Annotated in this window: 12 protein-coding genes; 10 read left to right on the top strand and 2 right to left on the bottom strand. The window is 69.2% G+C overall.

All coding sequences use genetic code 11. The features are described from left to right. The gene (gene lnt / locus HUN59_RS00565; protein WP_174777188.1) at positions 1–1,632 is read left to right on the top strand and encodes an apolipoprotein N-acyltransferase; all 1,632 of its coding nucleotides are present in this window, start codon (positions 1–3) and stop codon (positions 1,630–1,632) included. Between the two features lie 104 nt (positions 1,633–1,736). Next, entirely contained in the window at positions 1,737–2,087 is a 351-nt protein-coding gene (locus HUN59_RS00570) for an RNA polymerase-binding protein RbpA (RefSeq protein WP_058740868.1), read from the top strand. A gap of 136 nt (positions 2,088–2,223) precedes the next feature. Here the strand turns inward: HUN59_RS00570 and HUN59_RS00575 are convergent, their stop codons facing one another. Next, entirely contained in the window at positions 2,224–3,381 is a 1,158-nt protein-coding gene (locus HUN59_RS00575; RefSeq protein WP_141861588.1) for an SPFH domain-containing protein, read from the bottom strand. Beyond that, positions 3,378–3,848: an NfeD family protein gene (locus HUN59_RS00580; protein ID WP_231048869.1), complete on the bottom strand. Its 471-nt coding sequence runs from the start codon at positions 3,846–3,848 to the stop codon at positions 3,378–3,380. The genes HUN59_RS00575 and HUN59_RS00580 overlap by 4 nt, the downstream gene beginning before the upstream one ends. A 172-nt stretch (positions 3,849–4,020) precedes the next feature. On the opposite strand from HUN59_RS00580, the gene HUN59_RS00585 reads away from it, so the two are divergent. The 8 genes from HUN59_RS00585 to HUN59_RS00620 all read left to right on the top strand — a co-directional run bounded on the left by HUN59_RS00585 (position 4,021) and on the right by HUN59_RS00620 (position 11,661). Continuing rightward, positions 4,021–4,782, top strand: coding sequence for an SDR family oxidoreductase (locus tag HUN59_RS00585; RefSeq protein ID WP_174777189.1), 762 nt, complete (start codon positions 4,021–4,023; stop codon positions 4,780–4,782). Between the two features lie 10 nt (positions 4,783–4,792). Beyond that, positions 4,793–5,248: an NUDIX hydrolase gene (locus HUN59_RS00590; RefSeq protein WP_174777190.1), complete on the top strand. Its 456-nt coding sequence runs from the start codon at positions 4,793–4,795 to the stop codon at positions 5,246–5,248. A gap of 40 nt (positions 5,249–5,288) precedes the next feature. Next, positions 5,289–7,673 (top strand): ATP-binding cassette domain-containing protein, encoded by a 2,385-nt coding sequence (locus HUN59_RS00595; protein WP_174777191.1) that lies wholly within the window; start codon positions 5,289–5,291, stop codon positions 7,671–7,673. 114 nt (positions 7,674–7,787) lie between these two features. Then, positions 7,788–8,096, top strand: coding sequence for a DUF4190 domain-containing protein (locus HUN59_RS00600; RefSeq protein ID WP_174777192.1), 309 nt, complete (start codon positions 7,788–7,790; stop codon positions 8,094–8,096). A 128-nt stretch (positions 8,097–8,224) separates the two neighbouring features. Next, the gene (locus HUN59_RS00605) at positions 8,225–8,389 is read left to right on the top strand and encodes a hypothetical protein (protein WP_174777193.1); all 165 of its coding nucleotides are present in this window, start codon (positions 8,225–8,227) and stop codon (positions 8,387–8,389) included. A gap of 332 nt (positions 8,390–8,721) precedes the next feature. Beyond that, positions 8,722–9,828 carry a tyrosine-type recombinase/integrase gene (locus HUN59_RS00610; protein ID WP_174777194.1) on the top strand — a complete coding sequence of 369 codons (1,107 nt, stop codon included), beginning with the start codon at positions 8,722–8,724 and terminating at the stop codon, positions 9,826–9,828. Continuing rightward, a complete protein-coding gene (locus HUN59_RS00615) occupies positions 9,825–10,157 on the top strand; it encodes a helix-turn-helix domain-containing protein (protein WP_126890077.1) in 333 nt (110 codons plus the stop codon). Before HUN59_RS00610 ends, HUN59_RS00615 begins: the two co-directional genes overlap by 4 nt. 310 nt (positions 10,158–10,467) lie before the next feature. After that, positions 10,468–11,661: a hypothetical protein gene (locus HUN59_RS00620; protein ID WP_174777195.1), complete on the top strand. Its 1,194-nt coding sequence runs from the start codon at positions 10,468–10,470 to the stop codon at positions 11,659–11,661. Positions 11,662–11,663: the final 2 nt, after the last annotated feature.

The following is an 11,663-nucleotide window of genomic DNA, read 5'->3' on the forward strand; positions in this document are numbered from 1 at the left end:
ATGGCGGTCCTCGGCAGCGCGGTGCGCCCGCACGGTGGTGGCGTCCGGCGTCGTCCCGGAGACGACCGGCCGTCGTCGAGCGCGCCCGTGCGGGACGCGTTCGCGGCCCTGCCGCTCCGCACGGCGCTGCCGCTCGCGGTGATCGGCGGCCTGCTCTTCGCGCTCTCGTTCCCGTCCCCCGGGTGGTGGTTCCTCGCCTACCCGGCGATGGCCTGCATGCTCCTCGCCGCGATGGGACAGCGCGCCCGCCGCGCCGCGTGGCTCGGGTACGTCGCCGGTGCCGCGTTCTGGCTCCCGGCGATCTCGTGGGCCGGTCGCTACCTCGGCCCGGTGCCGTGGCTCGCGCTCGCCCTGTTCGAGGCGGCGTACTTCGCCCTCGGCGCCGTCGCGATCGCGCTCGCCTACCGGTGGGTGGGCCGGGTGTCCCGGTCGGTCGCCTGGCGGGTGTGGGTGCTGCCGGCGGTCGTCGCGGGCCTCTGGACGGGGCGCGAGTGGTTCTCCGGCAGCTGGCCGTACGAGGGCTTCGCCTGGGGGCGCGTCGGCCTGTCCCAGTCGCAGGGACCGTTCACGCACCTCGCCGCGTACGTCGGCGTGCTCGGCGTGACCTTCGTCGTCGTGTACTGCGTCGCCGTGGTGCTCTCGCTCGTCCTCGTCGTGCCCGAGGGTCCTGGTGCGGTGCTCCGTGCACCGATCCGGGTCGCGACCGCGGGACTCCTGGTCGCCGCGGTCCTCGCCGTGCCCGCGTGGCCGACCCCGACCGACGGCACCATCCGCATCGAGGCCGTGCAGGGCAACGGACCCGCCGGGTACTTCGACGGTGCACAGCCGGGCGAGGTCCTGAACGCCCAGGTGGCCGCGACCGAGGTCGGCGCGAAGGGCGTCGACCTCGTGGTGTGGCCCGAGGCCTCCGCGGAGTACGACCCCCGGGTCCAGCCGGTGATCGCCGACGCCCTGGACACCGTCGTCGAATCCGTCGGCGCCCCGATCGTCGCCGGGGCGATCACGCAGACGGCCTCGGGCGTGCTGCACAACACGTCCTTCGTGTGGACCGCCGACGGGTGGCAGTCCTCGTACGACAAGAAGCGTCCCGTCCCGTTCGGCGAGTACGTCCCGGACCGCTGGTTCTTCTCGAAGCTCGCACCGTCCCTCATCGGGCTCCTCCAGCGCGACTACACGCCCGGCACCAAGCCGAACGTCCTCGACGTCGCGGGCATCAAGGCCGGCATCGCGATCTGCTTCGACATCGTCGACGACGGGCTCACGACCGACATGGCCCGCGGGGGAGCGCAGGTGATCCTCGCCCAGACGAACAACGCCGACTTCGACGGCACCGACGAGAACCTGCAGCAGCTCGAGATCGCGCGGCTCCGGGCGGTCGAGACCGGTCGCTCGCTCGTCAACATCTCCACGGTCGGGGCGTCACAGGTCATCGACCCGACCGGTCGGACGATCGACCGGGTGCCGGCGTACACGGCGACGTCGATGATCACCGACGTGCCGCTCGGCACGGGGACGACCCCGGCGACCGTCGCGTCCGGGTCGGTCACGCTCGTCGTCGCGCTCGGGTCGCTCCTCGCGCTCCTCGCCTGCGCGCCGTGGGGTCGACGGCGCTCCACCGCTGCCCGAGGCTGAACACCGCCACCTCCCTCTGGGAACGGTCTGTGAATGCGCCTCACCGGGATGGATGCCGCGTGGGACAGTGTTGGGGACTGCAGACGAGCGAGAGGAGCACAACCATGGCTGATCGGAGTCTCCGCGGCATGCGGCTCGGAAGTCAGAGTCTCCAGAGCGAGGAGGGCGTCGAGCTCTCCGACCGGAAGCGTGCGGTCTACCAGACGACCTCGGGGGAGACCTTCGACGTCGTCTTCTCGGCCGATGCCGAGGTCCCCCAGACGTGGTCCGAGCCCCGGACCGGTCGCGAGGGTCGCCTGCTCGGCGACGACGGCATCCCGGTCGAGGTCGCTGCAGAGGACGTCAAGGCACCGAGGACCCACTGGGACATGCTGCTCGAGCGGCGGTCCCGCGAAGAGCTCGAGGAGCTGCTCGAGGAACGGCTGGCGGTGCTGCGCGCCCGACGCGGCGCATGAGCCGCGCCACCTAGGACCGCGCGCCTGGGTCCGTTCCCGCGCGGCTGTCCCGGCCGCCGACACGACGACGCCCGTCCCGGATCTTCCGGGACGGGCGTCGTCGCGTGCGGCCGTGCGTGTGCCAGCCCGGGTGTGGCTATGCCTGCGGCCGCTCGTCCCCGAGGACGTCCTTCGTCGCGTCGTCCGCGGCCGCGAGGTGCGCGTCGACACTCCGGTCGGACTCCGCGAGCCGCTCGTCGAGCGCCGCGTCCGGGACGATGTCGGCGGCCGTCGCGTCCGGTCGGGGGTTCGACGCGGCGGCACCGTCGACCGTGGCGGTGTCGGCGAGGCTCTTGTTCGCGAGCTCCGAGATCTTCGCCAGGAAGTCCGTGCCACCGCCGGCACCCGCGACCGGGCCGGAGCCGGAGCGGCTCGCCGTGAAGCCCTTCGCGATGCCGGAGAGCGCCTCGGTGAACTCGCTCGGGATCATCCAGAGCTTGTTCGAGGTGCCCTCGGCGATCTTCGGCAGCGTCTGCAGGTACTGGTACGACAGCAGCTTCTCGTCCGGGTCGCCCGTGTGGATGGCGTCGAACACGGTCGCGATAGCCTGCGCCTCGCCCTCGGCGCGCAGGACCTGGGCCTTCGCGTCACCCTCGGCCTGCAGGATGGCGGCCTGCCGCTGGCCCTCGGCCTCGAGGATCTGGGACTGCTTCGTGCCCTCGGCCTGCAGGATCGCCGCACGACGGTTCCGCTCGGCACGCAGCTGCTGCTCCATGGCGTCCTGGATCGACACGGGCGGCTCGATCGCCTTGAGCTCGACACGGCCGACACGGATGCCCCACTTGCCGGTGGCCTCGTCGAGGACGACCCGGAGCTGGCCGTTGATGTTGTCGCGGCTGGTCAGGGCCTCTTCGAGGTTCAGGCCACCGACCACGTTGCGGAGAGTGGTGGTCGTGAGCTGCTCGACGGCCCCGAGGTAGTTCGCGATCTCGTACGTCGCCGCGCGGGCGTCCGTCACCTGGAAGTACACGACGGTGTCGATCGAGACCACGAGGTTGTCCTCGGTGATCACGGGCTGTGGCGGGAACGAGACGACCTGCTCGCGCATGTCGATGAGCGGGCGGAGCCGGTCGATGAAGGGCACCAGGATGTTGAGTCCCGGGTTGAGGGTCTTGTGGTACTTCCCGAGTCGTTCGACGATGCCGGCGGTGGCCTGGGGCACGATCCGGATCGCGCGGGACAGGACGACGATCACGAAGATCACGACGACGAGGACGAGGACGAGCAGAGCGATCGTCCCGGCTGAGATGGTCACGAGGTGGCCCTTTCTCCGAGGCGGACGACCGCGGTCGACCCCTCGATCGACTCGACGACCACGGGGGCGCCGAGCGGTGGTGTGCGGTCGGGGGAGTCGGCAGCGAGCCGGGCGCTCCACGTCTCGCCGTTCGCGAGCCGGACCTGGCCGGGCGTCGACGACGTGAACGCGACGGCGACCGTGCCGGGCAGGCCGATCAATCCCTCGATGTTGGTGCGGTGTGGATCGGCACTCCGGCCCAGGGCCGCGAGGAGCCGCGGGCGGACGAGCGAGAGCAGCAGCAGCGCGACGCCCGCGGCGACGATGGCCGCGAGCCACCACGGTGCGCCGAGCAGCGCCGCGATCAACCCCCCGGCCGCCCCCGCCGCGAGCATCAGGAAGATGAAGTCGAGGGTGAAGATCTCGACCACCCCGAGCAGCAGTGTCAGTCCGATCCAGACGATGGTCTGGATCCAGTCGGTGTTCACGCGGACTCCCTCCCTCGTCGCGCACGCCGGCGTGCAGCGTCGCGACTGCCGGTACTTCCCTCCAACCTACCGTCCGCCCCTGACCCGGGGACGAGCGCGGGCGGCGCGGCCCGGACCGGTTGGTAGGCTCGTCGGCGGCCGACCGGCCGGAAGACGCGACCAGGAGAACACTGTGACGAATCCCCTCGCCCCCGGATCCCTCGCCGACAAGCGCGCCCTCGTCACCGGGTCCTCGCGTGGCATCGGCGCCGACACCGTCGGCTACCTGGCGGAGGCCGGCGCGAAGGTCGTCGTGAACTACCGCAACAAGGCACGCCGTGCCGAGCAGATCGCCGAGAAGGTCGTCGCCGCGGGTGGTTCGGCCCTCGCCGTCGCCGCGGACCTGACCGACCACGACTCCGTGCAGGCGATGGTCGACACGGTCGTGTCGGAGTGGGGCGGCATCGACCTCCTCGTCCTGAACGCCTCCGGCGGCATGGAGGCCGACCTGGGCGAGGACTACGCGCTCCGCCTGAACCGCGACGCGCAGGTCGACATGCTGCAGACCGCGGTGCCGCACATGCCGGCCGGCTCGCGCGTCGTCTTCGTCACGAGCCACCAGGCCCACTTCGTCGAGACCGCCGAGACGATGGACGAGTACGTCCCCGTCGCGAAGAGCAAGCGGGCGGGCGAGCTCGCCCTCCGCGAGCTGATCCCGCAGCTCGACGCCGCAGGCATCGAGTTCGTCGTCGTCTCCGGCGACATGATCGAGGGCACCATCACCGCGACGCTCCTCAACCGCCTGAACCCGGGCGCGATCGAGGGTCGTCGGCAGGAGGTCGGGAAGCTCTACAGCGTCTCCGAGTTCGCGGCCGAGATCGCCCTCGCCGCCGTCGAGCCGATCCCCGCCGACCACACCAAGCTCGTCGGCGACGTCAGCGGCTTCACGCAGTAACGTCGTCCGGGTGACCGCCAAGCCCGGCCTGCGCCGCACCTCCCGGATCATCCTGCTCGACCCGGACGACCGCGTGTTCCTCATGGACACGCGGTCGCCGTCGTCCGACGGCGCGCACCGCTGGATCACGCCGGGCGGCGGGGTGGACCCGGGGGAGTCGCACCGGGACGCCGCGGTGCGCGAGCTGCACGAGGAGACCGGCATCGTCGTCGACGACCCGGGTGAGCCCGTGTGGACCTGGGACTTCACCGTCGAGTGGGACCTCGCCGACCACGACCGCGGCCACAGCGAGTTCTACGTCGTGCGCACGCCGGGCTTCGAGCTGTCCGACGCCGGCTGGACCGAGGACGAGCAGGTCGACATCCTCGCCTCCCGCTGGTGGACGGCCGACGAGCTGGACGCCACCGACGAGCCCTTCGAACCCGCCGAGCTCCCGGAGCTCGTCCGTCTCCACAGCCGCCGCTGAGGGGCTGTCCCGGCGCCCGCCGTGCCGCTACCGTCGTCCCATGGGCGACACCACCCGACACCCGGCCGACCAGCACGACCGGATCCGCGTCCGCGGCGCGCGCGAGAACAACCTGCGCGACGTCGACGTCGACCTGCCGAAACGCCGACTGACGGTCTTCACCGGGGTGTCCGGGTCCGGCAAGAGCTCCCTCGTGTTCGCCACGCTCGCCGCCGAGTCGCAGCGGATGGTCAACGAGACGTACAGCGCCTTCGTACAGGGCTTCATGCCGTCGCTCGCCCGCCCCGACGTCGACCTCCTCGACGGGCTGACGACCGCGATCGTCGTCGACCAGGAGCGCATCGGCGCCGACCCTCGGTCCACCGTCGGCACGGTCACCGACGCCAACGCGATGCTCCGGCTCCTCTTCAGCCGCCTCGGCGAACCGCACGTCGGGGGTCCGAACGCGTTCTCGTTCAACCTCGCGACCGTCACCGCCGGCGGGGCGATCACCGTGCAGAAGGGCAAGGACGCCAAGGCTGAGCACGTCTCGTTCTCCCGGCTCGGCGGCATGTGCGCCGAGTGCGAGGGACGGGGGAGCGTCTCGGACATCGACCTGGCACAGCTCTTCGACGACACCAAGGCCCTGTCCGACGGCGCGATCACGATCCCGGGATGGGGCGGGGACGGATGGATGGTCCGGATGTACGCGGAGTCCGGGTTCGTCGACGGCGACAAGCCGATCCGCGAGTTCACCGAACAGGAGCGGGCGGACTTCCTGTACCACGAGCCGACGAAGCGGAAGATCGCCGGCATCAACATGACCTACGAGGGCCTGGTCCTCCGGGTGCGCCAATCGTTCCTGCAGAAGGACCGCGAGGCGATGCAGCCGCACGTCCGCGCCTTCGTCGACCGGGCGGTGACCTTCACGACCTGTCCCGCTTGCGACGGCACCCGCCTGAACGACACCGCCCGGTCGTCGCACATCGCCGGCCGGAACATCGCCGAGGTGTGCGCGATGCAGGTGTCCGACCTGGCCGCCTGGCTCCGCACCCTCGACGCGCCGTCCGTGCAGCCGCTCCTCGACGGCCTGCGGCACGCGGTCGACGCCTTCGTCGAGATCGGACTCGGTTACCTGTCGCTCGACCGGCCGACCGGCACGCTGTCCGGGGGAGAGGGCCAGCGGGTGAAGATGGTGAAGCACCTCGGCTCGAGCCTGAGCGACGTCACGTACGTGTTCGACGAGCCGAGCACCGGCCTGCACCCGCACGACATCGAGCGGATGGACCACCTGCTGCTGCGGCTCCGCGACAAGGGCAACACCGTGCTGGTCGTCGAGCACAAGCCCGAGGTCATCGCGATCGCGGACCACGTCGTCGACCTCGGCCCGGGCGCCGGCTCGGACGGCGGACGGGTGTGCTTCACCGGCACGGTCGACCAGCTCCGGGGGAGCGACACCGTGACCGGACGGCACCTCGGCGACCGCGTCGCGCTCAAGGACGCCGTCCGTCGACCCACCGGCGCGATCCCGATCCGCGGCGCCGACCGGCACAACCTGCAGGACGTCGACGTCGACGTGCCGACCGGTGTGCTCACGGTGGTCACCGGCGTGGCCGGCTCCGGCAAGAGCACGCTCGTCCACGGGTCGCTGGCGACGCTGGACGGGGTCGTCGCCATCGACCAGAGCGCCATCCGCGGTTCCCGCCGCAGCAACCCGGCGACGTACACCGGGCTGCTCGAACCGGTGCGCAAGGCGTTCGCGAAGGCGAACGGGGTGAAGCCGGCCCTGTTCAGCGCGAACTCCGAGGGCGCCTGTCCGGCCTGCAACGGCGCCGGTGTGGTCTACGTCGACCTCGGCATGATGGCCGGGGTCTCGACGCCGTGCGCGGAGTGCGGCGGTCGGCGGTTCGACCAGTCCGTGCTCGGCTACCGACTCGGTGGCCGGGACATCAGCGAGGTCCTGGCGATGTCCGTCGCCGAGGCCGAACGGTTCTTCGCCGAGGGGGAGTCGCGCGTCCCCGCCGCCCACACCGTCACACGACGGCTCGTCGACGTCGGGCTCGGGTACCTCACCATCGGGCAGCCGCTCACGACGCTGTCCGGTGGCGAACGCCAGCGGTTGAAGCTCGCGACGCACCTCGGGGACCCGGGCGGGGTGATCGTCCTCGACGAGCCGACGACCGGCCTCCACCTGGCGGACGTCGCGCAGCTGCTCGGGCTGCTCGACCGGCTCGTCGACACGGGTCGCACGGTCGTCGTCATCGAGCACCACCAGGCCGTCATGGCGCACGCCGACTGGATCATCGACCTCGGACCGGGCGCCGGGCACGACGGCGGCCGGGTGGTCTTCGCAGGGACCCCGGCCGACCTGGTGGCCGCCCGTTCGACGCTCACCGGAGAGCACCTCGCCGCGTACGTGCGTCCCGCCGGCGTCGACGAGCACTGACACAACCGGCAGCGAACGCCCGGGCAACCTGAACCGAACGCGCACGGAACGCATACCGTGTGCGGTGACGGCCGGGTGCGCCCGCATCACCGGCCCCTGATCCAAGGAGCTCCCATGTCCACGAACGGTTACCCGCCGGCCCCGAACGCCCCCGGTGGAGCCCCGGTCCGCAGCGGCGGCAACGGCCTCGCCATCGGCTCGCTGGTCCTCGGCATCGTCGGCGTCGTCTTCGGTCTGCTCGTCGCCATCGTCGGCCTGATCGCCGGCATCGTCGGTCTGGTGCTGGGGATCATCGCCCGACGTCGCGGCCAGGCCCGCGGGATGACCCTCGCCGGCATCGTGCTGTCGGCCGTCGCGATCGTGCTCGCCATCATCGGGTTCATCCTGACGGCGGTCGTGGCGACACAGATGCTCAACAACTGACGACGACACCGGACGGGAGGCACGTGGCGGCGTCGCCACGTGCCTCCCGTCCGGTCCGTGGCCGGGCTGCGCACTGCGCGAACGCACCCGCGGGACCCCGCCAGGTCGCGACGAGTAGCGTCCGCCGCATGACGTACAGCCAGCCGGACCCGGCAGAAGAGACCACGCAGGCAGAGGCACCCGAGCAGCCCGACACGGACCGCTCGGACCTCGAGGAGCACGGCGAGGAGCAGGCCGCGCTCGAGATCGACAGCCAGGACGTGCCCACGGGCGACGAGACGCCCGAGCACTGACGACGACGCAGGACACGCCGCCCACGGTGATCGTGGGCGGCGTGTTCTGTGTCCTCGAGTCGATCGGACTACGCTGCGATCAAGCGCCGATAATGCATATTATGTCAACTCAACCCGGTATTATCCAACCAGACGCAAGATCCTGGCCTCGAGCCACTCCGACCACTGGCCCGAGCCACCTTTGCTCGTCTACGGGCATATTTGGGGCGCTCGGTCCCTGCGGGCGGGCCACGCGACTCGCCGCGCGAAGTCTAGACGCGCCGATCCGAACCCACTGCTTGCGCGGATCCTTCAGCTGATGCATGATTCTCGCGTCTCGTGAAAGGATCGGAATGACTGTTGACGACCGGGGCCTGTTCGTCGTAGACCCTCACCGACTCCCCCTTCTCCGCCCTGATGCGCAGACGTTCGAGGAGATGCTGCATGGTTTCCGAAATCAGCAGCTTGCCCGGAGCCTCGCCCTCAAGACGGTTGAGCAGCGCGAACGGTTGGTGCGGATCTTCGTCGATCACGCTGGCACGTACCCGTGGGACTGGACGCTGCAGTCAGTCGATGAGTTCTTCGCCGATCGTCGATCGGTTCACCACAACCTCCACACCACAATCCGCAGCTACCAAAACGCGCTGAAGCTCTTCTGCGACTACGTTTGCGACCCTGGCTATGGGTGGGTCGAACGCTGCCTTGAGCTCTTCGGGACTCATCCCGTACGAGTGATCAACGACTGGAACACGGCGCGCCATGTGCAGGACGTCGAGCACGGTGGAGGTAGGCGCGCGTTCACTCGAGGCGAGCTCCAATCCTTCTTCGACGTGGCGGATGACGACGCCGACCGAATCGCGCGTCTTGGGCGCAAGGGGTGGATGACGGCGTTCCGTGACGCCACCGTGCTGAAGACTGCCTATATGTTCGGACTCCGCATCAACGAGGTCCGCCACCTGCAGACCGTCGATTTTACCAGGAACCCCTACGCGCCGGAGTTCGGCAAATACGGGCACCTCAACGTGCGCTTTGGCAAAGCCATGAAGGGCAGCGGTTACAAGCAACGAAACGTGCTCGCGGTCCTGCCTTGGGGGTCTGAGATTCTCTCCGAATGGGTAGAGCGAAGTGCTCGGTTCCGCGGCGAGTCGCTCGACCTCTTCCCCACTGAGCGATCAACGCTTGTCTCGGAGGCGACGCTGCAGTCCAAGTTCCGCCGGGTCCGCGCCGAGATTGGACTTGGCGAGGAAGTCACGTTCCACTCCCTGCGACGCTCGTACATCACACATTTGATCGAAGACGGTTTCGATGCGCTGTTCGTGCAGCAGCAGGTCGGACACGAATACGCTTCGACCACGGCGATCTACACCGGCGTCTCGAGCGACTACCGAACGTCCACGTTGCGGGCTGTGCTGGACGGCATGATGGGAGATGCCCTTCAAACGACGACGGGAAGCTCATGAGACGCGACACCGATTACACCTGGCACCTTGCCGAGCTGATGGCACGCAACGGCATGCACAACTCCACGGACCTCGCGCCCCATCTCGTTGAACGGGGCATCAACCTGTCCGCAGCCCAGATCTGGCGCCTGGTTAAGCAGCGCCCCGAGCGCATCTCCCTGCCTGTCCTCGCCGCAATCTGCGACGTGTTCAAGTGCACGCCCGCGGACCTGATAACCGTCACCGCGGTGGATGCGGCGCTGACGAAGGCCGTCAACGCGGCGCCGCGGTACGACGCACCCGACGCGAAGGCCCGACCGCGGCGGGCGCGGGTGACCCGAGATGACTGAACCCCCTGCTCCTCGTCGAGGTCGTGGAAGACCTCGAGCGGCGTGCGCCGTCGACTGCCCTCGATGCCACGAGATGGTGCCGCGGGTGAAGTACTCGTTTCCCGAAGGGCGGATCTGTGGCCGCTGCTTCGACGAGGCGATACATAAGTCCGGACGCTGCGCCAGGTGCGGCATCGCCCGGCTTCTCCCCGGGCGAGACAGTCGAGGCGCAGCAATCTGCGGTGACTGCGCAGGGATTCGCATGTCGTTCCGATGTGGCACGTGCGGCGAGGAAGGGGCCCTGAAGCGAGCCGGGCAGTGCGAGAGGTGCGTGAACCGAGTCGATCTGAGCGAATACCTCCGGCTCGACCGTCCCGCGGCAGACTCGGCCCTAGACCGTCTTCGCGACCGGCTTTTGAGTGCGGACCGGCAGGCAAGTATATACCAATGGCTTCGGTTGAAGCGGCCCCGGGATTTGTTGCACGCGCTCGGATCGGGAGAATTGCCCCTAACGCACGAATCGTTCGATGCGCTCCCTCAAGACGCTGCCGTCCGGCACATGCGCGCTCTTCTGGTCGACGTGGACGCACTCCCCCGGCGTGACGAACCCCTTGCGCAGTTCGAGATGTGGATCACGTCGAAGATCGCGTCCATTGACGACAAGACATCACGGGATGCCGTGGACCGGTTCGCTCGATGGCACCACTTGAAACGGCTGCGCGCAGGGACGGAACGATGGGATAGCCAGCGAAGCGTGCATCACGCGAAGCAGGAGATCACGGTCGCAGTCGACTTCGTCGGGTGGATTTCTAGCCGGGGCATGCCCCTGGCTCAGTGCAGTCAGGCCGATGTCGACGAGTGGCTCGTTACCGGGGCCACGACACGCTACACCGTTCGCCAGTTCCTGCTGTTCACCTCACGCGCTCAAGACACGGTCCCTCTCGATGTCCCCCGCCGGCCTGCTCGGAGCACGCGCCGGATTAGTCAGGAAGAGCGCCTTGCCGCCATCGGCTCGTTCCTGCAAGATGAAACGGTCACCCCGGCCGATCGCGTGGCGATGTTACTTCTGCTCGTCTTCGCGCAACCCGTCGCGCGGATCGTCGAGTTCCCTCTGACAGTCATCCGAGAACTGGACGACTCGAGACTAGTTCTCGAGGTCGTCTCCGATCAGGTCCCCATCCCCGAACCGTTTGCAAGCCTTGTCCGCGATCACCTCGCGGCGCGATCACGAGATCGGACGGGGAACGTGGCTCGGAATCCGTTCCTGTTTCCCGGAACCCGTGCCGGCTCGCATGTGACGCAGAACCACCTCCGCACTCTCATCGCCGGCCTTGGCGTGAATGTTCTCGCGGCAAAGAACGGCGCTCTGGACGAGCTCGTCGCGGCGATGCCTGCTCCTATGGTCGCCGATGCGCTGGGGTTCAGTTACACCGCCCTTGGGCAGCACGAGCGCTACCGTGGCTCACAGTACGAACGGTACGTCTCCGCGCGACAGGGCCTAGAGGCGCGGCGCCCGCGTCGGTGAAC

This window comes from Curtobacterium sp. Csp2 (genome assembly GCF_013347165.1).